Origin of the sequence: Escherichia sp. XD33, assembly GCF_019375075.1 — a bacterium.
Classification (GTDB): domain Bacteria; phylum Pseudomonadota; class Gammaproteobacteria; order Enterobacterales; family Enterobacteriaceae; genus Enterobacter; species Enterobacter flexneri_A.
In genome coordinates, this window is the sequence record NZ_JAENDM010000029.1 from 26,129 (window position 1) to 52,397 (window position 26,269).

22 protein-coding genes and 2 pseudogenes are annotated in these 26,269 nt (G+C 51.0%); 19 read left to right on the forward strand and 5 right to left on the reverse strand.

The genetic code is table 11. The features are described from left to right. Positions 1-57: 57 nt before the first annotated feature. On the reverse strand, positions 58-1,047 hold the full coding sequence (ldhA, locus tag K0778_RS16485; protein WP_000762229.1) for a D-lactate dehydrogenase: 990 nt from the start codon (positions 1,045-1,047) through the stop codon (positions 58-60). A gap of 207 nt (positions 1,048-1,254) precedes the next feature. Here ldhA and K0778_RS16490 point away from each other — a divergent pair, with 207 nt between their 5' ends. From K0778_RS16490 to K0778_RS16500, 3 genes are read left to right on the forward strand one after another with little or no spacing between them, the layout of a single operon-like run. Beyond that, positions 1,255-3,894 carry a YdbH family protein gene (locus tag K0778_RS16490; protein WP_072651201.1) on the forward strand — a complete coding sequence of 880 codons (2,640 nt, stop codon included), beginning with the start codon at positions 1,255-1,257 and terminating at the stop codon, positions 3,892-3,894. Next, entirely contained in the window at positions 3,891-4,076 is a 186-nt protein-coding gene (locus K0778_RS16495) for a YnbE family lipoprotein (protein ID WP_000698145.1), read from the forward strand. Before K0778_RS16490 ends, K0778_RS16495 begins: the two co-directional genes overlap by 4 nt. Positions 4,077-4,083: 7 nt before the next feature. Beyond that, a complete protein-coding gene (locus K0778_RS16500; protein WP_001300734.1) occupies positions 4,084-4,410 on the forward strand; it encodes a YdbL family protein in 327 nt (108 codons plus the stop codon). Positions 4,411-4,581: 171 nt separating this feature from the next. On the opposite strand, the gene feaR is transcribed toward K0778_RS16500, so the two are convergent. Beyond that, positions 4,582-5,487, reverse strand: a complete 906-nt coding sequence (feaR, locus tag K0778_RS16505) for a transcriptional regulator FeaR (protein ID WP_001320272.1) — start codon at positions 5,485-5,487, stop codon at positions 4,582-4,584. A 235-nt stretch (positions 5,488-5,722) separates the two neighbouring features. Between feaR and feaB the strand changes: the two genes are divergently transcribed. After that, complete coding sequence (gene feaB, locus K0778_RS16510) at positions 5,723-7,222, forward strand: phenylacetaldehyde dehydrogenase (RefSeq protein ID WP_000138615.1); 1,500 nt, start codon at positions 5,723-5,725, stop codon at positions 7,220-7,222. A gap of 57 nt (positions 7,223-7,279) precedes the next feature. Here the strand turns inward: feaB and tynA are convergent, their stop codons facing one another. After that, the gene (tynA, locus tag K0778_RS16515; RefSeq protein ID WP_000535469.1) at positions 7,280-9,553 is read right to left on the reverse strand and encodes a primary-amine oxidase; all 2,274 of its coding nucleotides are present in this window, start codon (positions 9,551-9,553) and stop codon (positions 7,280-7,282) included. 247 nt (positions 9,554-9,800) lie between these two features. Beyond that, positions 9,801-11,846: a phenylacetic acid degradation bifunctional protein PaaZ gene (gene paaZ, locus K0778_RS16520; protein ID WP_001186495.1), complete on the reverse strand. Its 2,046-nt coding sequence runs from the start codon at positions 11,844-11,846 to the stop codon at positions 9,801-9,803. A 284-nt stretch (positions 11,847-12,130) separates the two neighbouring features. On the opposite strand from paaZ, the gene paaA reads away from it, so the two are divergent. From paaA to K0778_RS16595, 15 genes and pseudogenes are all read left to right on the forward strand, one after another. Next, the gene (gene paaA / locus K0778_RS16525; protein WP_000191072.1) at positions 12,131-13,060 is read left to right on the forward strand and encodes a 1,2-phenylacetyl-CoA epoxidase subunit PaaA; all 930 of its coding nucleotides are present in this window, start codon (positions 12,131-12,133) and stop codon (positions 13,058-13,060) included. A gap of 11 nt (positions 13,061-13,071) precedes the next feature. Then, a complete protein-coding gene (paaB, locus tag K0778_RS16530; RefSeq protein WP_063084533.1) occupies positions 13,072-13,359 on the forward strand; it encodes a 1,2-phenylacetyl-CoA epoxidase subunit PaaB in 288 nt (95 codons plus the stop codon). Positions 13,360-13,367: 8 nt separating this feature from the next. Further along, positions 13,368-14,114 carry a 1,2-phenylacetyl-CoA epoxidase subunit PaaC gene (gene paaC / locus K0778_RS16535; RefSeq protein WP_001072842.1) on the forward strand — a complete coding sequence of 249 codons (747 nt, stop codon included), beginning with the start codon at positions 13,368-13,370 and terminating at the stop codon, positions 14,112-14,114. Between the two features lie 14 nt (positions 14,115-14,128). After that, on the forward strand, positions 14,129-14,626 hold the full coding sequence (gene paaD / locus K0778_RS16540) for a 1,2-phenylacetyl-CoA epoxidase subunit PaaD (protein ID WP_001189197.1): 498 nt from the start codon (positions 14,129-14,131) through the stop codon (positions 14,624-14,626). 7 nt (positions 14,627-14,633) lie between these two features. After that, positions 14,634-15,704 (forward strand): 1,2-phenylacetyl-CoA epoxidase subunit PaaE, encoded by a 1,071-nt coding sequence (gene paaE, locus K0778_RS16545; protein WP_023281895.1) that lies wholly within the window; start codon positions 14,634-14,636, stop codon positions 15,702-15,704. Beyond that, positions 15,701-16,468, forward strand: a complete 768-nt coding sequence (paaF, locus tag K0778_RS16550) for a 2,3-dehydroadipyl-CoA hydratase PaaF (protein WP_001292353.1) — start codon at positions 15,701-15,703, stop codon at positions 16,466-16,468. The genes paaE and paaF overlap by 4 nt, the downstream gene beginning before the upstream one ends. Then, the gene (gene paaG / locus K0778_RS16555) at positions 16,468-17,256 is read left to right on the forward strand and encodes a 2-(1,2-epoxy-1,2-dihydrophenyl)acetyl-CoA isomerase PaaG (RefSeq protein WP_000969784.1); all 789 of its coding nucleotides are present in this window, start codon (positions 16,468-16,470) and stop codon (positions 17,254-17,256) included. The genes paaF and paaG overlap by 1 nt, the downstream gene beginning before the upstream one ends. Before the next feature lies 1 nt (position 17,257). Next, a complete protein-coding gene (paaH, locus tag K0778_RS16560) occupies positions 17,258-18,685 on the forward strand; it encodes a 3-hydroxyacyl-CoA dehydrogenase PaaH (RefSeq protein ID WP_063084535.1) in 1,428 nt (475 codons plus the stop codon). Next, positions 18,675-19,097: a hydroxyphenylacetyl-CoA thioesterase PaaI gene (gene paaI / locus K0778_RS16565; RefSeq protein ID WP_000018413.1), complete on the forward strand. Its 423-nt coding sequence runs from the start codon at positions 18,675-18,677 to the stop codon at positions 19,095-19,097. Before paaH ends, paaI begins: the two co-directional genes overlap by 11 nt. Beyond that, positions 19,097-20,302: a bifunctional 3-oxoadipyl-CoA/3-oxo-5,6-dehydrosuberyl-CoA thiolase gene (gene paaJ, locus K0778_RS16570; RefSeq protein WP_001206186.1), complete on the forward strand. Its 1,206-nt coding sequence runs from the start codon at positions 19,097-19,099 to the stop codon at positions 20,300-20,302. The genes paaI and paaJ overlap by 1 nt, the downstream gene beginning before the upstream one ends. Positions 20,303-20,328: 26 nt before the next feature. Then, positions 20,329-21,642 carry a phenylacetate--CoA ligase PaaK gene (gene paaK / locus K0778_RS16575; RefSeq protein ID WP_000632293.1) on the forward strand — a complete coding sequence of 438 codons (1,314 nt, stop codon included), beginning with the start codon at positions 20,329-20,331 and terminating at the stop codon, positions 21,640-21,642. A gap of 100 nt (positions 21,643-21,742) precedes the next feature. After that, positions 21,743-22,693: a phenylacetic acid degradation operon negative regulatory protein PaaX gene (paaX, locus tag K0778_RS16580; protein ID WP_001619404.1), complete on the forward strand. Its 951-nt coding sequence runs from the start codon at positions 21,743-21,745 to the stop codon at positions 22,691-22,693. Next, positions 22,675-23,265, forward strand: coding sequence for a phenylacetic acid degradation protein PaaY (gene paaY / locus K0778_RS16585; protein WP_001123464.1), 591 nt, complete (start codon positions 22,675-22,677; stop codon positions 23,263-23,265). Before paaX ends, paaY begins: the two co-directional genes overlap by 19 nt. 231 nt (positions 23,266-23,496) lie before the next feature. After that, positions 23,497-24,357 (forward strand): pyridoxine 4-dehydrogenase, encoded by an 861-nt coding sequence (gene pdxI / locus K0778_RS16590; protein WP_000097802.1) that lies wholly within the window; start codon positions 23,497-23,499, stop codon positions 24,355-24,357. A gap of 63 nt (positions 24,358-24,420) precedes the next feature. Continuing rightward, positions 24,421-25,896, forward strand: a pseudogene (locus K0778_RS16595) (polymer-forming cytoskeletal protein); the annotation flags it as partial. Between the two features lie 16 nt (positions 25,897-25,912). Here K0778_RS16595 and K0778_RS16600 read toward each other — a convergent pair. Next, a pseudogene (locus K0778_RS16600) lies at positions 25,913-26,269 on the reverse strand (IS1-like element IS1B family transposase); the annotation flags it as partial.

The following is a 26,269-nucleotide window of genomic DNA, read 5'->3' on the forward strand; positions in this document are numbered from 1 at the left end:
AAAGGTCTTTGGGGATTATCTGAATAAGCTCCCCTGGAATGCAGGGGAGCGGCAAGATTAAACCAGTTCGTTCGGGCAGGTTTCGCCTTTTTCCAGATTGCTTAAGTTTTGCAGCGTAGTCTGAGAAATACTGGTCAGAGCTTCTGCTGTCAGGAATGCCTGATGCCCGGTAAACAGCACGTTGTGGCAGGCAGACAGGCGACGGAATACGTCATCCTGAATTACGTCGTTGGATTTATCTTCAAAGAACAGATCGCGTTCGTTCTCATATACGTCCATACCCAACGAACCAATTTTCTGATTTTTCAGCGCTTCAATTGCCGCCTGAGAATCAATCAATGCACCGCGACTGGTATTGACGATCATCACGCCATTTTTCATCTGATCGAAGGCGGCTTCGTTCAACAGATGGTAGTTTTCCGGTGTCAGCGGGCAGTGCAGAGAGATAACGTCTGATTCAGAGAACAGGGTTGGCAGATCGACATACTCCACACCGAGTTCCAGCGCCGCCGCACTTGGATACGGATCGAACGCCAGCAGACGCATACCAAAACCTTTCAGAATGCGCAGCATCGCCACACCAATTTTACCGGTACCGATAACGCCTGCCGTTTTGCCATACATAGTAAAGCCGGTCAGACCTTCCAGAGAGAAGTTAGCGTCACGGGTACGCTGATACGCGCGGTGAATACGGCGGTTCAGCGTCATCATCATACCGATGGCGTGTTCAGCAACGGCTTCTGGATCATAGGCTGGAACACGGACTACTTTCAGCCCCAGTTCTTTTGCCGCGTCAAGGTCGACGTTATTGAAACCGGCACAGCGCAGGGCGATATATTTAACGCCGTGCTTTTTCAGCTCTTCCAGCACCGGGCGGCTGCCGTCATCGTTTACGAAAATACATACCGCTTCGCAGCCATTGGCAGTTTTAGCGGTTTTTTCCGTCAGCAGAAAGTCAAAAAATTCCAGCTCAAAGCCAAAGGACTCGTTCACCTGTTGCAGGTACTTCTTGTCGTACTGTTTTGTGCTATAAACGGCGAGTTTCATAAGACTTTCTCCAGTGATGTTGAATCACATTTAAGCTACTAAAAATATTTTACAAAATTTCAAATTTAATTGAAAGCTATGGCGATATTGAAAAATTCATCAACAACTATGCTTAGTGTAGGCGCAACCTTCAACTGAACGGTTAAACATGCCACAATACCCGTATTGAATGCTTAATTTTTCGCTAAATCAGGATATTAACTACCCATGCTGGGTAAATATAAAGCCGTTCTCGCGCTGTTATTACTGATTATTCTTGTGCCGTTGACGCTGTTGATGACGCTCGGGCTGTGGGTTCCCACGCTGGCGGGCATCTGGCTACCGCTCGGGACACGTATTGCATTAGATGAAAGCCCACGCATTACGCGTAAAGGTTTAATCATTCCCGATCTCCGTTATCTGGTGGGAGATTGTCAGCTTGCGCATATCACCAACGCCAGCCTTTCACATCCCAGCCGCTGGTTATTGAACGTCGGCACGGTAGAACTTGATTCTGCTTGTCTGGCGAAATTGCCGCAGACGGAGCAATCGCCAGCTGCTCCAAAAACCCTCGCGCAGTGGCAGTCCATGCTGCCTAACACCTGGATCAATATCGATAAACTGATTTTTTCTCCCTGGCAGGAATGGCAGGGAAAACTCTCTCTCGCATTAACCTCTGATATCCAGCAACTGCGTTATCAGGGCGAAAAAGTTAAATTTCAAGGCCAGCTGAAAGGGCAACAACTTACAGTCAGCGAACTGGATGTCGTCGCGTTTGAAAATCAGCCGCCGGTTAAACTGGTGGGGGAATTTACTATGCCGCTCGTGCCGGATGGACTTCCTGTAAGTGGGCATGCTACTGCGACGTTAAACTTGCCGCAGGAACCGTCACTGGTGGATGCAGAACTGGACTGGCAGGAAAATAGCGGGCAATTGATTGTGCTGGCACGGGATAACGGCGATCCGTTGCTCGATTTGCCGTGGCAAATTACTCGTCAACAATTGACCGTAAGCGATGGTCGCTGGAGTTGGCCGTATGCAGGTTTTCCTTTGAGTGGCCGACTGGGTGTCAAAGTCGACAACTGGCAGGCAGGGCTTGAGAACGCTCTGATCAGCGGACGACTGAGTGTGCTGACCCAGGGGCAAGCGGGTAAAGGCAACGCGGTGCTAAATTTTGGCCCAGGAAAATTAAGCATGGATAACAGCCAGCTGCCTCTGCAGCTAACCGGTGAAGCGAAACAGGCGGACCTCATTTTATATGCCCGCTTACCCGCGCAGCTAAGTGGAAGTCTGACTGACCCAACGCTGGCCTTTGAGCCAGGCGCGTTATTACGTTCGAAGGGAAGAGTCATCGATTCGCTGGACATCGATGAAATCCGCTGGCCTTTAGCGGGTGTAAAAGTCACCCAACGTGGTGTTGACGGACGTTTGCAGGCCATCTTGCAGGCGCATGAAAATGAACTGGGCGATTTCGTGCTGCATATGGATGGGCTGGCGAATGATTTTCTCCCTGACGCTGGCCGCTGGCAGTGGCGCTACTGGGGAAAAGGGAGTTTTACACCGATGAATGCCACCTGGGATGTCGCAGGAAAAGGTGAGTGGCATGACAGCACGATTACGCTGACCGATCTCTCCACCGGTTTCGACCAGTTACAATACGGTACGATGACGGTAGAAAAGCCGCGATTAATTCTCGACAAGCCCGTCGTCTGGGTACGTGACGCACAGCATCCCTCCTTCAGCGGCGCGCTGTCACTGGACGCCGGGCAAACGCTGTTCACTGGCGGCAGTGTGTTACCGCCATCAATCTTAAAATTTAGCGTCGATGGGCGCGATCCGACCTATTTCCTCTTTAAAGGCGATTTACATGCTGGTGAGATTGGCCCGGTTCGGGTAAACGGTCGCTGGGACGGTATTCGTCTGCGCGGTAACGCCTGGTGGCCTAAACAATCACTGACTGTATTCCAGCCGCTGGTGCCACCCGACTGGAAGATGAACTTACGCGATGGTGAACTGTATGCTCAGGTTGCATTTTCTGCTGCGCCTGAACAAGGATTCCGCGCGGGAGGGCACGGCGTGTTGAAAGGCGGTAGTGCCTGGATGCCAGATAATCAGGTGAACGGTGTCGATTTTGTCCTGCCTTTCCGTTTTGCCGATGGAGCCTGGCATCTGGGGACTCGCGGCCCCGTTACGTTGCGAATTGCCGAAGTGATTAATCTGGTGACAGCGAAAAATATTACGGCTGATTTGCAAGGGCGTTATCCGTGGACTGAAGAAGAACCCTTGCTGTTGACTGATGTTAGCGTCGATGTGTTAGGCGGTAACGTACTGATGAAACAATTACGTATGCCGCAGCATGACCCGGCGCTGTTGCGGCTGAATAATCTCTCATCCAGCGAACTGGTTAGCGCCGTCAATCCGAAACAATTCGCCATGTCCGGGGCATTTAGTGGTGCATTGCCGTTATGGCTAAACAACGAAAAATGGATAGTGAAAGATGGTTGGCTGGCAAACAGCGGGCCAATGACCTTGCGGCTGGATAAAGACACCGCAGATGCGGTGGTGAAAGACAATATGACTGCGGGTTCAGCAATTAACTGGTTGCGCTATATGGAAATTAGCCGTTCATCGACAAATATTAATTTAGATAATCTCGGTTTATTAACCATGCAGGCCAACATTACAGGTACCAGTCGCGTTGATGGTAAAAGCGGTACGGTAAACCTTAATTACCATCATGAAGAGAATATTTTTACGCTGTGGCGCAGTTTACGCTTTGGCGATAATCTCCAGGCATGGTTGGAGCAGAACGTACGTCTGCCGGGAAATGACTGTCCGCAAGGAAAAGAGTGTGAGGAAAAACAATGAAAATTTTACTGGCTGCGTTGACGTCATCTTTTATGCTGGTTGGCTGTACGCCTCGCATTGAAGTCGCTGCACCTAAGGAACCGATCACTATCAATATGAACGTTAAAATTGAGCATGAGATCATCATCAAGGCAGACAAAGATGTCGAAGAGCTGCTTGAAACTCGTAGCGATCTTTTCTGAGGTGATGATGAAGAAAACATTACTTCTTTGTGCGTTTCTTGTTGGGCTGGTAAGCAGCAATGTAATGGCATTGACTCTGGATGAAGCCAGAACTCAGGGGCGGGTAGGTGAAACATTTTACGGTTATCTGGTTGCGCTGAAAACGGATGCTGAAACAGAGAAATTAGTAGCCGACATTAATGCCGAACGTAAAGCGAGTTACCAACAACTGGCAAAGCAAAATAATGTGTCGGTAGATGATATCGCGAAACTCGCCGGGCAAAAGCTCGTAGCTCGGGCCAAACCGGGGGAATATGTACAAGGGATAAACGGTAAATGGGTGCGAAAATTTTAATAGCAAAACCGCAATATCGGGATAACGCTACAGGAGAAGGCGATTAATCTATTTTCCGGAAACAAGGTGAATATTCAAAAACTCCTGTCAAATTGCCTTTTGCCCTGAAATATGCGTAGTCAAATATCTGTTTTAACTAATTGGCGTTGCAGTACATGCAACGCGAATTAGTTAGCGGAATTTACGTCGATACTCGCCTGGCGTCATCCCAAAGCGTTGCTTAAATACCGTTGAAAAATGACTCTGGTCAGAAAATCCCCAATGAAAGCCGATGCCTGCCAGTTTTTCATCATCTGCGGCATGGCGAATCGCATCTGCACAAAAATCGAGACGACGGTTACGAATATATTGCGCGACGACCAAACCTTTATCGGCAAACATTCGGTACAAACTACGTACTGACATACCCGTCTCTGCGGCTATCCACTCCGGGCGTAATATCTCTTCGCGAATATTATCGTCTATCAACGTAACCACTTTTTGAAACTGACGTTCACGGCGAGGTTGGACAGATTCCCGCTGATGAAGTACCGGGCGCAGCAGACACACCATCGCCTGTAGCGCAGCTTCACTTTCTGTTTCAGAAAGTGCCGGGTTATTCATGCTTTCCTGTAACAGACGATGACTGAGTTGCACCATGGGTAAGTCAGCGTCCAGTCTTTCTGCGCAGACAGGTTTTTGATGGGGAAAATATTGTTCCAGCAGAGTGCGTGGCAAAAGTAATGAAATCTGTTTAGAAGACTCCTGCCAGTAAAGCGAACAGGGGCGTGAGGCATCGAGTAACGTAATATCGCCTGCGCCAATCTGCACCTGACGCTCATCCTGCTCCATTATTGCCTGACCACTAAGCTGAAAAACGGTGTAAAACCAGGCATCGTCGCTGCCTTTTACTTCCTGCCAGGTGCGGGATAAATTCACCCCGCTGGTTGTCACGGTACTCAGCTTTAGTCCTTTGGCAAAATGCGTGTCCAGTACACCCGTGTAACGCTCAGTCAGCAGGCGTCCGGTAAAATTTCCGCATACCTGATTGATTTGGGAAAGCCATTGCTGAAACTCATTATCCATTGCGGGGTTCATGGCACGTTTTCGCTCTGTGAAATGTATTTTTATTGTTGCATTTGTGTTGCAATAAACGAAGCTAATGAGCCTGACTATAGGAAATAAGTCTTGTCAGGCATAGAGACATAAGCGGTTATTGTCACGATTTGCGGAGCTTGTCACAGCTGACAAAGCGAATGTCACAGCGAAAAAAGTGACTTTTCTTGTCGCTGCGTACACTGAAATCACACTGGGTAAATAATAAGGAAAAGTGATGACAGAGCCGCATGTAGCAGTATTAAGCCAGGTCCAACAGTTTCTCGATCGTCAACACGGTCTTTATATTGATGGTCGTCCTGGCCCCGCACAAAGTGAAAAACGGTTGGCGATCTTTGATCCGGCCACCGGGCAAGAAATTGCGTCTACTGCTGATGCCAACGAAGCGGATGTAGATAACGCAGTCATGTCTGCCTGGCGGGCCTTTGTCTCGCGTCGCTGGGCCGGGCGATTACCCGCAGAGCGTGAACGTATTCTGCTACGTTTTGCTGATCTGGTGGAGCAGCACAGTGAGGAGCTGGCGCAACTGGAAACCCTGGAGCAAGGCAAGTCAATTGCCATTTCCCGTGCTTTTGAAGTGGGCTGTACGCTGAACTGGATGCGTTATACCGCCGGGTTAACGACCAAAATCGCGGGTAAAACGCTGGACTTGTCGATTCCCTTACCCCAGGGGGCGCGTTATCAGGCCTGGACGCGTAAAGAGCCGGTTGGCGTAGTGGCGGGAATTGTGCCATGGAACTTTCCGTTGATGATTGGTATGTGGAAGGTGATGCCAGCACTGGCAGCAGGCTGTTCAATCGTGATTAAGCCTTCGGAAACCACGCCACTGACGATGTTGCGCGTGGCGGAACTGGCCAGCGAGGCTGGTATCCCTGATGGCGTTTTTAATGTCGTCACCGGGTCAGGTGCTGTATGCGGCGCGGCCCTGACGTCACATCCTCATGTTGCGAAAATCAGTTTTACCGGTTCAACCGCGACGGGAAAAGGTATTGCCAGAACTGCTGCTGATCACTTAACGCGTGTAACGCTGGAACTGGGCGGTAAAAACCCGGCAATTGTATTAAAAGATGCTGATCCGCAATGGGTTATTGAAGGCTTGATGACCGGAAGCTTCCTGAATCAAGGGCAAGTATGCGCCGCCAGTTCGCGAATTTATATTGAAGCGCCGTTGTTTGACACGCTGGTTAGTGGATTTGAGCAGGCGGTAAAATCGTTGCAAGTGGGACCGGGGATGTCACCTGTTGCACAGATTAACCCTTTGGTTTCTCGTGCGCACTGCGACAAAGTGTGTTCATTCCTCGACGATGCGCAGGCACAGCAAGCAGAGCTGATTCGCGGGTCGAATGGACCAGCCGGAGAGGGGTATTATGTTGCGCCAACGCTGGTGGTAAATCCCGATGCTAAATTGCGCTTAACTCGTGAAGAGGTGTTTGGTCCGGTGGTAAACCTGGTGCGAGTAGCGGATGGAGAAGAGGCGTTACAACTGGCAAACGACACGGAATATGGCTTAACTGCCAGTGTCTGGACGCAAAATCTCTCCCAGGCTCTGGAATATAGCGATCGCTTACAGGCAGGGACGGTGTGGGTAAACAGCCATACCTTAATTGACGCTAACTTACCGTTTGGTGGGATGAAGCAGTCAGGAACGGGCCGTGATTTTGGCCCCGACTGGCTGGACGGTTGGTGTGAAACTAAGTCGGTGTGTGTACGGTATTAATCTGGTTCGCTCATAAGTAAAAAACGGCACCTGGTGCCGTTTTTTTGTCTGAAACAATCACTTATCTTTCTTCAGCGCCCCTAGCGTTGGCGTTTCGTCAAAGAAGTTCCATGGTTTCAGCAGAGTATGTACCCATTCGGTCGGCATAATCGGCCACTCTTCGGCGCGGGCCACATGTGTGGTGCCGGTGGTCATCCAGACAACGGCGTCGGTGTTGTCCAGCGACTCGTTATCCTTACTGTATTGTCCAAGACCGGTGTCATGAGTAGAACGGTTCGGATATTTGCCTTCCGGGAAACGCTCGCCAGGATGATAACGCGTTACCCAGAGCTGCTTGTCCATAAAGCTTAAACGATGATAGATCCACTCGTCCGGCGCGAACTGGGCACCTTTTGCTACCGGGTGAGTACCACCTGCATAAGGAATAATTTGATAGGAAACCGGATTGCCCATGCGGTTCTCTTTGTTCGGGTTACTCAACAGACGAATCGTGCCCGGATCAAATTTCTGTGCGGCATCCTGTTCATTGCCGATGTTGTACTGATTAACTTGCATGGTACTGGTGCGTGGGCCACCGGCAGTATTCGGTTTTACCACTGGGTCCATCGCCACCAGGCTGTTATTCTCGCCATCTACATCCAGATCGAGGCGGAAATTATAAATATGTTGGTGTGTAGTACCCACGATATTGTGATCGATAAGCGTGCCGTAGCGCGTGTCATCTTTCGCCGTCTCATCGTGCATGGTTTTCGCTTTAACACCTTTCACCGCTTCGATGCCCGTAGCACCGGCATCGATGCCAATAGTGCCGTTTTCATGGAAGATCCAGTCAAAAATGTAGTCATAGTTACCCACTGTACTGATCCAGCGCACCACTAACTCCCGGCGTTCGGTACTGACGTTGGGCTGGCCCATTTCCTGATGCTTATACTCCGGCCCGGCATAACGTTCAAATACCGCGATAGCGCGAGGGATCTCCATCGGCACGCCAGTGTAGTCGGCGATGGTTTCATTAAGGAGCACTGCGTTAGACGGGGCATCTTTACCACGAGCAATTGGTGAGGTTAGCGTGCCCATACCGTAGTCACCAGAGTCCAGATACGCTTTAAAGTACCAGCCAATATCAGGATCACCGTAAGGCACAATCATGCCGCCGAGAGAACCTTCGTACATGACTTTGCGTTTGGTGCCATTGTCGTTATAAGTCACGGTGGAGATCATCGGCCCGACGCGAGAGTTCATGCTGAGGTGAAAATCCCAGTTCCGCCAGTGAATCATATCGCCAGTAATGGTGTAATTTTTACCTTCAGGCTCAATGATTTGCATAGGCTTAACTGCCGGAGCAACGCGGTCACGGCCATCAAATGGGCGTGCGGTCATTGGCACCGGAACTACCGGACCTTCTTCAATCTTAACGATTTTTTTCTGTTCTAAATCAACGACCGCCACCAGGTTTTCGATGGGATGTGCCCAGTAGTTGCCATCACCGACATCAAGATAGCTGATGACTTTGAGCAACCGGGCATCTTGTTTCAGGCCATCTTTACCATCGAAATAACCTACGGTCAGCGGCGTGGTAATCACTTTTTTCGCATCAGTAATACCGCGTTTCTTCACGGCAGCGGCAAATTCTTCACTGTTGTTAATAATGTTCTGCACACTGGCGAAATCATCCAGCAACACCATACCGTGGGCGTCTTTAATGGGTTGCCAGGAGAGCAGTTTGTTGTTTTGCAGATCCACCACCGCTTCGATGATATGTTTGCCGTCGAGCATAATGACGTCGGCTTTGCGCGGCTGGTCAACCGGTTTGTTTTCCAGCGCAAACGCCCAGACAGCTTCTTTATCTGGCGGTAGCAGGGAGATCTCAGTAAAACGGGTATTGGGTTTGAAGTCCGCGGAAGCTTTAACAATTTCAACGGCCTGTTTAATTTCGTCCGCAGTTAGCGCATTAAGTGGGTGAGGGCGCTTTTCTACCTGAAAGGTTTGATCCAGCCCGGACTGGAAAACATCGTTAATAAAGGTGTCAGAAACCCAGGCTTTATTGTCTTTCATCACTACCGGTACTTGCAGTGCCAGAGGCTGACCATTAACAATTGCTGTTTGCGCACCAGGCTTCACTTTCACGTACGCGCCATCTTTAATCAGGGTAAAGAGCTGGGCGTAGTCGTCCCACTGCACATCGGCACCAAATTCTTTAAGCGTTTTATCCATTGGCACCATATGCGCTTCACCACCGTGGGCAAATACCGGCGCTTGCCAGGCGAAACTTAAGGCGACTGCCAACGCCAGGGTTGTTTTACGGGCAGAATACAGAGAGGGGCTTCCCATTATTAACCTCGTCAGATGTTGTGTTCTTGTTAGCAACCGCGCTCTGTGGGCGGTTTAGTCAGGTTCACATTATCAGTACTGATGCAAAGGGGATTGCCTGCACCTGCCAGGTTGTTTGGCAGGTGTGCCAGCTTTTCATACAGTGGATGCCCTGAAAATAGATGTACACATCATGCATAATGTGACAACGTCACAAAACTTAGTGAAATAAAAGGGCAACTATTCGCCGTTGCCCTTCATTCACCGATTAATCGACAAAATCACCGTGCTGCCTGGCCACCAGCGTCAGAATTGAATACAGCGCCACCGGGGTTTGATGCTGATTGAATACCTCTACAGCCCATTCCACCACACCTGTTGGTTTTTCTTCTGCGCTACGCTGTTTTTTCAGCGTCTTGCGCTTACAGGTGAGACGCACCTGGATGGTATCGCCTGGCTTTACGGGTTCGATAAAACGCAAGCTTTCCAGCCCGTAGTTAGCAATGACCGGACCGACACCGGCATCGACAAACAGACCCGCAGCCGCAGAAAGCACAAAATACCCATGCACCACCCGCTCACCGAAAATAGATTCGGCAGCAGCAATCTTATCCATATGTGCATAGAAATGATCGCCGCTGAGGCAAGCAAAGTTAACAATATCGGCCTCTGTCATTGTGCGGCGGGGAGTCAGCAGGCTGTCGCCTGGTTGCAGCTCCTCAAAATATTTGCGGAACGGATGAATACGATCTTCTTCGACTTTCGCACCACGCACCCACTGTTTACTGATAGCGGCAAGCATCGACGGGCTACCCTGTATAGCGGTTCGCTGCATGTAATGTTTCACCGCTCGTAAACCACCTAATTCTTCACCGCCTCCTGCGCGACCAGGCCCACCATGTACCAGTTGTGGCAGTGGGGAGCCATGCCCGGTGGATTCTTTTGCCGACTCTTCATTGAGGATCTGAATTCGCCCATGCGTACGTGCCGCGTCGGCAATAAACTGACGCGCAATTTGCGGATCAGCCGTCACCAGCGTTCCCGCAAGGCTACCGCCGCCTGCACAAGCCAGTTGCAGAGCATGTTGCTGGTTTTGTGCTGGCATCAGCGTTGCGACAGGGCCAAAGGCTTCTGTTGCATGTACCGCCGGTGTTTCATCCGGCTGCGGACAGTACAATAAGGTTGGCGGGAAGAATGCACCCGCAGCAGATAAATCCGCCTGACCACCGAGGCGAATCTCGCATCCTGCAGCCAGCAATGTGTTCACTTTTTCCTGCACATCAGCACGCTGTTCAGCATTTACCAGTGCGCCCATTTTCACACCTTCCTGTGCAGGATCACCGACCACGACTTTCTGTAATCGCGCAACCAGAGCATCACTGACAGCATTAACCAATGCCTGCGGCACAATAATCCGCCGGATTGCCGTACATTTTTGCCCGGCTTTTGTGGTCATCTCACGCACAACTTCACGAATAAACAGCGCAAACTCCGGTTGATCCGGGGTGACATCTTCGCCCAGTACGCAGCAGTTCAGGGAATCAGCTTCCATCGTGAAGGGGATAGATTTGGCAACGATATTTGGCTGAACTCGCAGCATCTGTCCGGTCGTCGCGGACCCCGTGAAAGTCACCACATCCTGGCTGTCCAGATGATCCAAAAGGTCGCCCGCACTACCGCAGATCAGACTAATTGCGCCTTCGGGAACAAGACCACTATCGACAATTGATTTCACCATCGCCTGAGTCAGTTGGGCCGTCGCGGTAGCTGGTTTGATGATGGCTGGCATTCCGCCCAGCCACGTTGGTGCCAGCTTTTCCAGCATTCCCCAGCAGGGGAAGTTAAAGGCGTTAATATGCACTGCCACGCCTGACTTTGAGGTCAGTACATGGCGCGCGGCAAATCCACCTTCTTTCGATAAGGGGATCAATTCATCTTCCGGCCACAGCGTATCGTCAGGCAGCTCCCGGCTACCGAGGCTGGCGTAAGTAAATAACGTCCCAATACCGCCTTCAATATCAACCCAACTGTCTGCCCGCGTTGCGCCTGTTTGCGCAGAAAGAGCATAGAAGCGCTCTTTTTCACTCAGCAGATGTTTAGCGACCGCTTTAAGCATCGCCGCACGTTCGATAAAGGTCATCGCGCGGAGGGCGGGGGCACCTTTTTCAATGGCAAACTGGCGGGCAGCCGCCATATCAAGACCTTCACTGGTCACTTCCCATAATGCCTCGCCGCTAATGGCGTGGTGAATCAAACGGCTACGGCCCCGGCCAGACTGCCAGGTACCGGATAAGAAACTGGCTAACTGCTGCATCGCTACTCTCCAGATGTTTCACATTTCTGTTGCTAATAGTTAAATCGCGAATCATAAAAAGCAAGGGATCTTTTAACGAAATGTTAACTATGCGATCTGTATAGCAACTGCGGAAAACATTAATGCACTGATAAATAATGATTTATAAAAATATGGTGCGAAATCTGTCACAGTTCAAACATACAAAATTTGTGATTTTAGTTAACCATTGTGTAACTTTTACAAAACAACGTGATTCGTGTTTTTAATTAAATCACAAAAACTGGAATCGTAAAGGTGATGACGTGACCCAAGAAGAACGCTTTGAGCAACGGATAGCCCAGGAAACGGCTATCGAGCCGCAGGACTGGATGCCCGATGCTTACCGAAAGACATTGATCCGCCAGATTGGGCAGCATGCGCACTCCGAGATTGTTGGTATGTTGCCTGAAGGTAACTGGATCACTCGCGCACCAACCTTGCGGCGTAAAGCCATTCTGTTAGCCAAAGTGCAGGATGAAGCAGGTCATGGCCTGTATCTCTATAGCGCCGCCGAAACACTGGGCTGCGCCAGAGAAGACATCTACCAAAAAATGCTCGACGGACGGATGAAATATTCCTCCATCTTTAATTATCCGACATTGAGTTGGGCTGATATCGGTGTTATCGGCTGGCTGGTGGATGGCGCAGCGATCGTCAATCAGGTGGCGTTATGCCGCACTTCTTATGGCCCGTATGCCAGAGCAATGGTGAAAATCTGCAAAGAAGAGAGTTTTCACCAGCGTCAGGGGTTTGAAGCCTGCATGGCACTGGCGCAGGGCAGCGAAGCTCAAAAGCAGATGTTGCAAGACGCCATTAACCGTTTCTGGTGGCCAGCCTTAATGATGTTCGGGCCAAACGATGATAACTCGCCAAACAGCGCCAGAAGTCTCGCCTGGAAAATCAAACGTTTCACCAACGACGAACTCCGCCAGCGTTTCGTGGATAACACCGTTCCACAGGTTGAAATGCTCGGTATGACCGTTCCTGACCCGGATCTGCATTTTGATACTGAAAGCGGGCACTACCGCTTTGGTGAGATCGACTGGCAGGAGTTTAACGAAGTGATAAACGGTCGCGGAATTTGTAATCAGGAGCGGCTCGACGCCAAACGTAAAGCCTGGGAAGAAGGTACCTGGGTACGGGAAGCAGCGCTGGCCCATGCACAAAAACAACATGCCCGTAAGGTCGCATAAGGAGATTCAAAATGAGTAATGTTTACTGGCCGTTATACGAAGTTTTCGTGCGTGGCAAACAGGGCTTATCACACCGCCATGTTGGCAGTTTACATGCTGCCGATGAGCGGATGGCACTGGAAAATGCCCGTGATGCTTACAGCCGTCGTAGCGAAGGATGTTCAATTTGGGTGGTGAAGGCGAGTGAAATTGTTGCCTCGCAACCGGAAGAACGCGGTGAATTTTTTGATCCGGCTGAAAGCAAGGTCTATCGCCATCCAACGTTTTACTCCATCCCTGATGGCATTGAGCACATGTGAGGTTGGAAATGAATCAGTTAACGGCTTACACCTTGCGCCTGGGCGATAACTGCCTGGTGCTCTCCCAGCGGTTGGGGGAATGGTGCGGTCATGCACCGGAACTGGAAATCGATCTCGCACTGGCAAACATTGGCCTCGATTTATTAGGTCAGGCACGCAACTTCTTATCGTATGCCGCTGAATTAGCGGGAGAAGGCGATGAAGATACCCTGGCCTTCACCCGAGACGAGCGCCAGTTCAGCAACTTATTGTTGGTTGAACAACCAAACGGCAATTTTGCCGACACCATTGCACGCCAGTATTTCATCGATGCATGGCATGTGGCGCTCTTTACCCGTCTGATGGAAAGCCGCGAGCCGCAACTGGCGGCGATTTCTGCCAAAGCAATTAAAGAAGCGCGTTATCACCTGCGTTTTAGTCGTGGCTGGCTGGAGCGACTGGGCAATGGTACTGACGTATCAGGGCAAAAGATGCAGCAGGCCATCAACAAGTTGTGGCGTTTTACCGCCGAACTGTTCGATGCCGACGAGATTGATATTGCACTGAGTGAAGAGGGTATTGCGGTTGACCCACGCACTTTACGCGCAGCGTGGGAAGCCGAAGTTTTTGCCGGGATCAACGAAGCCACATTGAACGTACCGCAAGAGCAGGCGTATCGCACTGGCGGTAAAAAAGGACTGCATACCGAACACCTTGGGCCCATGCTGGCAGAAATGCAGTATCTCCAGCGTGTCTTGCCCGGTCAGCAGTGGTAACAGAGGAGATGGGTATGCAACGTCTGGCCACCATTGCACCGCCGCAGGTGCATGAGATATGGGCGCTACTCAGCCAGATCCCGGACCCGGAGATCCCGGTGCTGACCATTACCGATTTAGGCATGGTGCGTAATGTGACACAGATGGGAGAAGGATGGGTGATCGGCTTTACGCCGACTTATTCCGGTTGTCCGGCAACGGAACATTTGATTGGCGCGATACGTGAGGCAATGACAACCCACGGGTTTACCCCCGTTCAGGTTGTGCTGCAACTCGACCCGGCATGGACCACCGACTGGATGACCCCCGATGCCCGTGAGCGTCTGCGACAGTATGGCATTAGCCCGCCCGCCGGACACAGTTGCCATGCCCATTTGCCGCCAGAAGTACGTTGCCCGCGCTGTGCCAGCGTCCATACCACACTTATCAGTGAATTTGGTTCCACGGCCTGCAAAGCATTGTATCGCTGCGATAGTTGCCGCGAACCTTTCGATTATTTCAAATGTATTTGAGGATGCCATGACAACGTTTCATTCCTTAACGGTGGCAAAAGTGGAGCCGGAAACCCGTGATGCGGTGACCATTACCTTTGCGGTGCCCCAGCCTTTGCAGGAGGCGTATCGCTTTCGCCCCGGTCAACATTTGACCTTAAAAGCCAGCTTTGATGGTGAAGAATTACGCCGTTGTTACTCCATTTGCCGCAGCTATCTGCCTGGCGAAATTAGTGTGGCGGTGAAAGCCATTGAAGGCGGACGTTTCTCCCGCTATGCCCGCGAACACATCCGCCAGGGTATGACGCTGGAGGTCATGGTGCCGCAGGGGCATTTCGGCTATCAGCCGCAGGCCGAACGCCAGGGGCGCTATCTGGCAATTGCAGCAGGATCAGGTATTACGCCAATGCTGGCGATTATCGCCACCACTTTACAAACCGAGCCTGAAAGTCAGTTCACCCTGATCTACGGTAACCGTACCAGCCAGAGCATGATGTTTCGCCAGGCACTGGCAGACCTGAAAGACAAATATCCTCAGCGTTTACAGTTGTTGTGCATTTTCAGTCAGGAAACCCTCGACAGCGATCTGCTTCACGGGCGTATTGACGGTGAAAAATTACAGTCACTTGGGGCCTCGCTCATTAATTTTCGTCTTTATGATGAGGCATTTATTTGTGGTCCGGCGGCGATGATGGATGACGCGGAAACCGCCTTAAAAGCACTGGGAATGCCAGATAAAACCATTCATCTGGAGCGGTTTAATACGCCTGGCACGCGCGTCAAACGTAGCGTTAACGTGCAAAGTGACGGACAAAAAGTGACTGTACGTCAGGATGGGCGGGATCGGGAAATCGTGCTTAATGCCGACGATGAAAGCATTCTCGATGCGGCATTGCGCCAGGGGGCAGATCTGCCCTATGCCTGCAAAGGCGGCGTCTGTGCGACCTGCAAATGCAAAGTGCTGCGTGGCAAAGTGGCGATGGAAACCAATTACAGTCTGGAACCGGATGAACTGGCCGCAGGTTATGTGTTGAGTTGCCAGGCACTGCCGCTGACCAGCGATGTGGTGGTTGACTTTGACGCGAAGGGGATGGCATGAGCGAACTGATCGTCAGCCGTCAGCAACGAGTATTGTTGCTGACCCTTAACCGTCCCGCCGCACGTAATGCGCTAAATAATGCCCTGCTGATGCAACTGGTAAATGAACTGGAAGCTGCGGCTACCGATACCAGCATTTCGGTCTGTGTGATTACCGGTAATGCACGCTTTTTTGCCGCTGGGGCCGATCTCAACGAAATGGCAGAAAAAGATCTCGCGGCCACCTTAAACGATACACGTCCGCAGCTATGGGCGCGATTGCAGGCCTTTAATAAACCACTTATCGCAGCCGTCAATGGTTACGCGCTTGGGGCGGGTTGCGAACTGGCATTGTTGTGCGATGTGGTGGTTGCCGGAGAGAACGCGCGTTTTGGGTTGCCGGAAATCACTCTCGGCATCATGCCTGGCGCAGGCGGAACGCAACGTTTAATCCGTAGTGTCGGTAAATCGTTAGCCAGCAAAATGGTGCTGAGCGGAGAAAGTATCACCGCTCAGCAAGCACAGCAGGCCGGGCTGGTTAGCGACGTCTTCCCCAGCGATTTAACCCTCGAATACGCCTTACAGCTGGCATCGAAAATGGCACGTCACTCGCCGCTGGCCTTACAAGCGGCAAAGCAAGCGCTGCGCCAGTCGCAGGAAGTGGCTTTGCAAGCCGGACTTGCCCAGGAGCGACAGTTATTCACCTTGCTGGCGGCAACAGAAGATCGTCATGAAGGCATCTCCGCTTTCTTACAAAAACGCACGCCCGACTTTAAAGGACGCTAATGATGGAATTCATCCTCAGTCATGTAGAAAAGGGCGTGATGACACTAACGCTCAACCGCCCGGAACGCCTGAACAGTTTTAATGATGAGATGCACGCACAACTGGCAGAGTGCCTGAAACAGGTCGAGCGCGACGACACTATCCGTTGCCTGTTACTTACAGGTGCCGGGCGCGGATTTTGTGCTGGTCAGGATCTTAACGATCGTAACGTTGATCCCACAGGCCCCGCACCGGATTTAGGGATGTCAGTTGAACGTTTCTATAACCCACTGGTACGTCGCCTGGCAAAACTGCCAAAACCGGTGATCTGTGCAGTCAATGGCGTGGCGGCAGGGGCAGGCGCAACACTGGCACTGGGGGGCGACATCGTTATTGCTGCCCGTTCAGCAAAATTCGTCATGGCGTTTAGTAAGTTAGGCTTAATACCCGATTGCGGTGGAACCTGGTTACTGCCACGCGTTGCCGGACGAGCGCGCGCCATGGGGCTGGCACTGCTGGGGAATCAACTGAGTGCTGAACAGGCGCACGAATGGGGGATGATCTGGCAGGTTGTTGATGATGAAACGCTGGCAGATACCGCGCAACAGCTGGCACGGCATCTGGCGACACAACCGACATTTGGTCTTGGACTTATCAAGCAAGCGATAAATAGCGCTGAAACCAATACGCTCGATACGCAACTGGATCTGGAACGTGACTATCAGCGACTTGCCGGACGGAGCGCAGATTATCGTGAAGGTGTCAGTGCGTTCCTGGCTAAACGCTCACCGCAGTTCACGGGGAAATAGCATGATGATAAATGTGCAAACTGTGGCAGTGATTGGGAGCGGCACCATGGGGGCAGGCATTGCTGAAGTTGCTGCCAGTCATGGACATCAGGTTTTACTGTATGACATTTCTGCTGAAGCGCTGACCCGCGCAATCGACGGGATACACGCGCGGCTAAATTCACGCGTGACGCGGGGAAAACTGACCGCTGAAACCTGTGAACGCACATTGAAACGCCTGATCCCGGTGACCGATATTCACGCGCTGGCAGCAGCGAATCTGGTTATTGAAGCGGCGTCTGAACGTCTGGAAGTTAAAAAAGCGCTCTTTGCACAACTGGCGGAAGTTTGCCCGCCACAAACGCTATTGACCACTAACACTTCGTCAATCTCTATAACCGCGATTGCTGCGGAGGTAAAAAATCCTGAACGTGTTGCGGGGCTGCATTTTTTTAACCCGGCACCGGTGATGAAGTTGGTGGAGGTGGTCAGTGGGCTGGCAACGGCAGCGGAAGTTGTCGAGCAGTTGTGTGAACTGACATTGAGTTGGGGTAAGCAGCCAGTGCGCTGTCATTCGACCCCCGGATTTATCGTTAACCGTGTTGCGCGTCCTTATTATTCCGAGGCCTGGCGGGCACTGGAAGAGCAGGTTGCTGCACCAGAAGTGATTGACGCTGCACTTCGCGATGGCGCTGGTTTCCCGATGGGGCCGCTGGAATTAACCGATCTGATTGGTCAGGACGTCAATTTTGCTGTCACCTGTTCGGTGTTTAACGCTTTCTGGCAGGAGCGTCGTTTTTTACCTTCGCTGGTGCAACAGGAACTGGTGATTGGTGGACGGTTGGGCAAGAAAAGTGGGCTGGGCGTGTACGACTGGCGCGCGGAACGTGAGGCAGTTGTTGGCCTGGAAGCGGTAAGCGACAGTTTTAGCCCAATGAAAGTAGAAAAGAAAAGTGACGGTGTCACGGAAATTGACGATGTTTTATTGATTGAGACACAAGGCGAGACGGCACAGGCGCTGGCAATACGACTGGCACGCCCGGTGGTAGTGGTCGACAAAATGGCGAGCAAGGTGGTGACCATTGCTGCGGCAGCGGTGAACCCGGACTCAGCGACCCGCAAGGCCATTTATTACCTGCAACAGCAGGGCAAAACAGTGCTGCAAATTGCAGATTACCCAGGAATGCTGATTTGGCGAACGGTAGCAATGATCATCAATGAAGCCCTTGATGCGCTTCAAAAAGGCGTGGCCTCTGAACAGGATATCGATACCGCCATGCGTCTTGGGGTGAATTATCCATATGGCCCACTTGCCTGGGGAGCGCAACTTGGCTGGCAGCGAATATTAAGGCTCCTTGAAAATCTACAGCATCACTATGGCGAAGAACGCTATCGCCCATGTTCATTGCTGCGCCAACGGGCGCTTCTGGAGAGCGGTTATGAGTCATAAGGCCTGGCAAAATGCCCATGCAATGTATGAGAACGATGCCTGCGCCAAAGCGCTTGGCATCGACATTATCTCAATGGATGAAGGCTTTGCTGTAGTGACCATGACCGTCACTGCACAAATGCTTAACGGTCATCAAAGTTGCCACGGCGGGCAGCTATTTTCACTGGCTGATACTGCCTTTGCCTACGCCTGCAATAGCCAGGGGCTGGCAGCCGTCGCTTCTGCCTGCACGATTGATTTTTTACGTCCAGGCTTTGCCGGAGACACCTTAACTGCTACTGCGCAGGTACGTCATCAGGGCAAGCAAACCGGTGTTTACGACATCGAAATTGTTAACCAACAACAAAAAACGGTTGCGCTGTTTCGCGGTAAATCTCACCGCATCGGCGGCACCATTACAGGAGAAGCCTGATGCGTGAAGCCTTTATCTGTGACGGAATTCGTACGCCAATTGGTCGCTACGGCGGGGCATTATCAGGTGTTCGGGCTGACGATCTGGCTGCTATCCCTTTGCGGGAGCTGCTGGTGCGAAACCCGCGTCTCGATGCGGAGTGTATCGATGATGTGATCCTCGGCTGTGCTAATCAGGCGGGAGAAGATAACCGTAACGTAGCCCGGATGGCGACTTTACTGGCGGGGCTGCCGCAGAGTGTTTCCGGCACAACCATTAACCGCTTGTGTGGTTCCGGGCTGGACGCACTGGGGTTCGCCGCACGGGCGATTAAAGCGGGCGATGGCGATTTGCTGATCGCCGGTGGCGTGGAGTCAATGTCTCGGGCACCGTTTGTTATGGGCAAGGCAACCAGTGCATTTTCTCGTCAGGCTGAGATGTTTGATACCACTATTGGCTGGCGATTTGTGAACCCGCTCATGGCTCAACAATTTGGAACTGACAGCATGCCGGAAACGGCAGAGAATGTAGCTGAACTGTTAAAAATCTCGCGAGAAGATCAAGATAGTTTTGCGCTACGCAGTCAGCAACGTTCGGCAAAAGCGCAATCTTCAGGCATTTTAGCTGAAGAGATTGTTCCGGTTGTGTTGAAAAATAAGAAAGGTGTTGTAACAGAAATACAACATGACGAGCATTTGCGCCCGGAAACGACGCTGGAACAGTTACGTGGACTAAAAGCACCATTTCGTGCCAATGGAGTGATCACCGCAGGCAATGCCTCCGGGGTGAATGACGGAGCCGCTGCGTTGATTATTGCCAGTGAACAGATGGCAGCAGCGCAAGGACTGACACCGCGAGCGCGTATCGTAGCCATGGCAACCGCCGGGGTGGAACCGCGCCTGATGGGGCTTGGTCCGGTGCCTGCAACTCGCCGGGTGCTGGAACGCGCGGGGCTGAGTATTCACGATATGGACGTGATTGAACTGAACGAAGCATTCGCGGCCCAGGCGTTGGGTGTACTACGCGAATTGGGGCTGCCTGATGATGCCCCACATGTTAACCCCAACGGAGGCGCTATCGCCTTAGGCCATCCGTTGGGAATGAGTGGTGCCCGCCTGGCACTGGCTGCCAGCCATGAGCTGCATCGGCGTAACGGTCGTTACGCATTGTGCACCATGTGCATCGGTGTCGGTCAGGGCATCGCCATGATTCTGGAGCGTGTTTGAGCATATCAACCTGCGAGTACCCTACAATGATAACCAATACAAAGCTTGACCCGATTGAAACCGCGTCTGTTGATGAGTTACAGGCGTTACAAACACAGCGTCTGAAATGGACGCTCAAACACGCGTATGAAAATGTCCCGATGTATCGGCGCAAATTCAACGCAGCAGGCGTACATCCTGATGATTTCAGGGAACTTTCAGACCTGCGTAAATTTCCCTGTACCACCAAACAGGATCTGCGCGACAACTATCCTTTCGACACCTTTGCCGTGCCGATGGAACAAGTGGTGCGCATTCATGCTTCTTCGGGAACCACAGGTAAACCGACAGTTGTCGGCTATACGCAAAACGATATTGATAACTGGGCCAATATTGTAGCGCGTTCGTTGCGTGCGGCGGGTGGCACGCCCAAAGACAAAATTCATGTCGCCTATGGTTACGGGCTGTTTACTGGTGGGCTGGGTGCGCACTATGGTGCCGAACGTCTGGGCGCTACGGTGATCCCGATGTCTGGCGGGCAGACAGAAAAACAAGCGCAACTGATCCGTGATTTTCAACCAGATATGATCATGGTTACGCCATCTTATTGCCTTAACCTGATTGAAGAGCTGGAGCGGCAGTTGGGCGGTGATGCCAGCGGTTGCTCGCTGCGGGTTGGAGTGTTTGGTGCTGAGCCGTGGACACAGGCCATGCGTAAAGAAATTGAGCGTCGCCTGGGGATCACCGCACTGGATATTTATGGCCTGTCAGAAGTGATGGGGCCGGGGGTGGCGATGGAGTGTCTGGAAACTACCGACGGCCCAACCATTTGGGAAGATCATTTCTATCCTGAAATTGTTAATCCTCATGACGGCACACCGCTTGCCGATGGTGAACATGGCGAACTGTTATTCACCACGCTGACCAAAGAAGCATTGCCGGTCATTCGTTACCGCACGCGTGATTTAACCCGACTGTTACCAGGAACGGCGCGGACTATGCGCCGCATGGATCGCATCAGCGGACGCAGCGATGACATGTTGATTATTCGCGGTGTAAATGTCTTTCCGTCACAACTGGAAGAAGAGATTGTCAAATTCGAACATTTATCGCCGCATTACCAACTGGAGGTGAACCGCCGGGGGCATCTTGATTCACTTTCTGTGAAAGTGGAGTTGAAAGAAAGTAGCCTGACATTGACGCATGAGCAGCGTTGCCAGGTATGCCACCAGCTGCGCCATCGGATTAAGTCGATGGTGGGGATCTCTACCGATGTGATGATCGTTAACTGTGGCAGTATCCCGCGTTCAGAAGGCAAGGCGTGTCGGGTGTTTGATCTGCGCAATATTGTTGGTGCCTGACGTATCGTCTGGCCCTGGTGGGGTAAAGCGCCAGGGCCAGAAGTCGATACGACCTGTGCTATGATTCATAAATCACAATAATAACAACAGACTGAAGCGAATGAGTAAACTTGATACTTTTATCCAACATGCTGTAAACGCTGTTCCGGTCAGTGGCACATCTTTGATCTCCTCTCTGTATGGTGATTCGCTTTCCCATCGTGGTGGTGAAATCTGGTTGGGTAGTCTGGCTGCTTTGCTGAAAGGGCTGGGATTTGGTGAGCGTTTCGTGCGCACCGCTTTGTTTCGTCTTAATAAAGAAGGCTGGCTGGATGTTTCCCGCATCGGGCGACGCAGTTTCTATAGCCTCAGTGATAAAGGCTTGCGCCTGACGCGACGGGCAGAAAGTAAAATTTATCGCGCAGAGCAACCTGCATGGGATGGTAAATGGCTCCTGTTGCTCTCGGAAGGTTTAGATAAATCAACGCTGGCTGATGTCAAAAAGCAGTTGATCTGGCAAGGTTTTGGCGCACTGGCACCCAGCCTGATGGCATCGCCGTCGCAAAAACTGGCCGATGTACAGACACTTTTGCATGAAGCGGGTGTGGCGGATAACGTGATTTGTTTTGAAGCGCAAATACCACTGGCGCTTTCTCGCGCAGCACTGCGTGCCAGAGTAGAAGAGTGCTGGCATTTAACTGAACAAAATGCCATGTACGAAACCTTTATTCAGTCATTCCGCCCGCTGGTGCCGCTTTTAAAAGAGGCGGCAGACGAGTTAACCCCGGAGCGGGCATTTCATATTCAGCTTTTACTGATCCATTTTTATCGCCGTGTCGTCCTTAAAGACCCATTGTTGCCGGAGGAGTTGCTTCCGGCACACTGGGCAGGGCATACGGCGCGTCAGCTGTGTATCAACATTTATCAGCGCGTAGCGCCTGCTGCTTTAGCGTTCGTTAGTGAAAAAGGTGAAACCTCGGTCGGTGAACTGCCTGCGCCGGGAAGCCTGTATTTTCAACGTTTTGGCGGCTTGAATATTGAACAGGAGGCGTTATGCCAATTTATCAGATAGACGGTCTGACTCCGGTTGTGCCAGAAGAGAGTTTTGTCCATCCGACAGCGGTATTGATCGGCGATGTTATTCTCGGCAAGGGCGTTTACGTTGGGCCAAATGCCAGCCTGCGTGGCGATTTTGGTCGTATCGTGGTGAAAGATGGCGCGAACATTCAGGATAATTGCGTTATGCACGGTTTTCCCGAGCAGGATACTGTTGTAGGAGAAGATGGACATATTGGTCATAGCGCTATCCTTCACGGCTGCATTATCCGCCGCAATGCATTAGTGGGAATGAACGCGGTAGTGATGGACGGTGCGGTGATTGGCGAGAACAGCATTGTTGGTGCATCCGCATTTGTGAAAGCCAAAGCAGAAATGCCAGCTAATTACCTGATTGTCGGCAGCCCGGCGAAAGCGATTCGTGAACTCAGTGAGCAGGAGTTGGCATGGAAAAAGCAGGGTACGCATGAGTACCAGGTGCTGGTGACACGCTGTAAGCAGACGTTACATCAAGTCGAGCCATTGCGGGAAATTGAACCTGGCAGGAAACGCCTGGTATTTGATGAGAATCTGCGACCGAAACAGTAACGTCCTGATGCTGGACGTTCTAATTTTTAGCATGTGATCCCTAAACCGCAACGCTGATACAGGTTGCGGTTTTTTTATTGCCGGATGCGGCGCTTGACGCGTTTTGTTTTGGTGTCTTTCAGGATAACAGAGCAACTCATCCAGTAATCTTGTTTACACCTTCGCATTATTTATCTCTTTTCGTTTCTATACTGATTTTTCTTAATCCGTTTTATTACAGGGCAGGGTGCGATGAGCAGCAACACATTTACTCTCGGTACAAAATCCGTTAACCGTCTTGGTTATGGCGCGATGCAACTGGCAGGTCCTGGAGTTTTTGGCCCCCCACGAGATCGCCACGTCGCTATAACCGTGCTGCGTGAGGCGCTGGCATTGGGCGTCAATCATATTGATACCAGCGACTTTTATGGTCCGCACGTCACCAATCAGATTATCCGCGAAGCGCTTTATCCTTACTCTGACGACCTGACAATTGTCACTAAAATTGGTGCGCGGCGTGGAGAGGACGCATCCTGGTTGCCCGCATTTTCTCCGGCAGAGCTGCAAAAAGCGGTGCACGATAATCTACGTAATCTCGGGCTGGACGTGCTGGATGTGGTTAACCTGCGCGTTATGATGGGGGATGGTCATGGCCCAGCGGAAGGATCGATTGAGGCCAGCCTGACCGTGCTGGCAGAGATGCAACAACAAGGCCTGGTAAAACATATTGGCCTGAGCAACGTCACACCGACGCAGGTTGCAGAGGCGCGCAAGATTGCCGAAATTGTCTGTGTGCAAAACGAATACAACATCGCGCACCGTGCTGATGATGCAATGATTGATGCTTTGGCCCACGATGGCATTGCCTACGTGCCGTTCTTCCCGCTCGGGGGCTTTACACCGCTGCAATCGTCCACACTTTCCGATGTTGCTGCGAGCCTGGGTGCAACACCAATGCAGGTGGCGCTGGCGTGGCTGTTACAGCGTTCACCGAATATTTTGCTGATCCCAGGGACGTCTTCGGTTGCGCATTTACGGGAGAATATGGCTGCTGAAAAATTGCAACTTTCTGAGGAAGTGTTGTCTACGTTGGATGGTATTTCGCGAGAATAACGAATATACAAAAGGGAAAGATGCATTTCCCTTTTGTTTCTTTTTTAATGGCATGGAGTGCATATGTTTAAGGCCAGGATTTGCGGCTGGATAGGTTTACTTCCCCTGTTTATGCTGAGTCTTCCAGTACAGGCGGAACTTCGATGTGTTGCAAATGCAGTTGATATTGAACAATTTTTTTCTGCGGCTACCGCTGAAGATAAACAACAAGTTGAACAAGCTATCAACAGTAGCGTGAATCTTGTCCCCTTCGGTTTATCTGCATCGAACTGGAAAGTGCATCGTGGCGATTTAGTGGTAGAAGGTAATATAGAGAGTAATCAAAAATTGATTGTTCTTGGGAATTTGACAGTCAAAGGTAATATTTCCACTTTCTCTCTTTCTAATCCATGGGTTATTCTCGGTAACGTGACGGCAACGAATATAGTTGCGGATTCACCACTGTTAATTACCGGTTCGATAAATGCAAGTGGACTGGTATTTATCGACTCATATTACGATAATCCGTCTACGATTAAGGGGAGTGTTAATGCGCGTGGGATATTTATCAATGACATAATTGCACCTGTTGTTGCGTCTTCGACAAATAGTGAATTCATGGTCCGTGCGAGTGACAAACATGACACTGAAAATGTCAAAAAAGCGCTGATGATAATAAATCCTGATGCATATTATTGGGGGCTAATTAATGATGAAGATGCTCTGAAAGAAATTTTTAAGCGAAGCAATATTCGCATGGCAGGAAATGTCTGTAATCAGATGAAAAAAGAAGCGCTGTTTCGCCCTAAGCCTTCTCCTGAGTTAGTGCAAGAATTGCAAATGCTGGATGAAGGCAAAGTTGCTGCATTTGAAGGACGAGATATTGCGACATTTGATCTTGCCATAATGCGAACTCTCCCAAGGCTTAAAGGAATTTCAGCTAACCTACGCAAACAACTTATTAATAGCAATGATGAACAAACGATTGAAAGTATGGCGAGATATATGCCTGACAATGAGATTCTGGAGTTGACCGATCAGCAATTGGGTTACCAGCCTGTGGTTCTGGGGTTGCTCAACCGTGAACCGCTCTCTGTCGAAATAATGACGCGAATGAGTCGTCTACCTGATGGTGTCGGTCCGTTGAATCTTGCGCTACGTGAAAATCTCCCTCTGGATATCGTCATGACTCTGGCGAAAAGAGATTGGGATATGATCATTCAGGAGCTTTATAAAGATGCGTGGTTATTGCCTGAATCCATTATTGATGGCTATATCCGCAGTGATGATTCCTCTATTCGTCAGGTCGGTGCTGGAGGACAACTCACCTTCAATCAGGCAATGCAGTTGGCGAACGATTCATCAAACAATGTTGTCACAAGCTTAGCGTTCAAGCTGGCAGAGATGAAACACCATGGTCAATTATTGCGGATGACGCCACAAGAGAGTGACAAAGTTGCAGCCTATTTATACCAAAAATTCGAGAATGACGATGATCTAATACGTGTGTTATTTTTAGCATTGCCAGATAACTTACAGTTTAATTTTGTTAAAAGGATGGGGTAATGACTCCAACTTATTGATAGTGTTTTATGTTCAGATAATGCCCGATGACTTTGTCATGCAGCTCCACCGATTTTGAGAACGACAGCGACTTCCGTCCCAGCCGTGCCAGGTGCTGCCTCAGATTCAGGTTATGCCGCTCAATTCGCTGCGTATATCGCTTGCTGATTACGTGCAGCTTTCCCTTCAGGCGGGATTCATACAGCGGCCAGCCATCCGTCATCCATATCACCACGTCAAAGGGTGACAGCAGGCTCATAAGACGCCCCAGCGTCGCCATCGTGCGTTCACCGAATACGTGCGCAACAACCGTCTTCCGGAGCCTGTCATACGCGTAAAACAGCCAGCGCTGGCGCGATTTAGCCCCGAC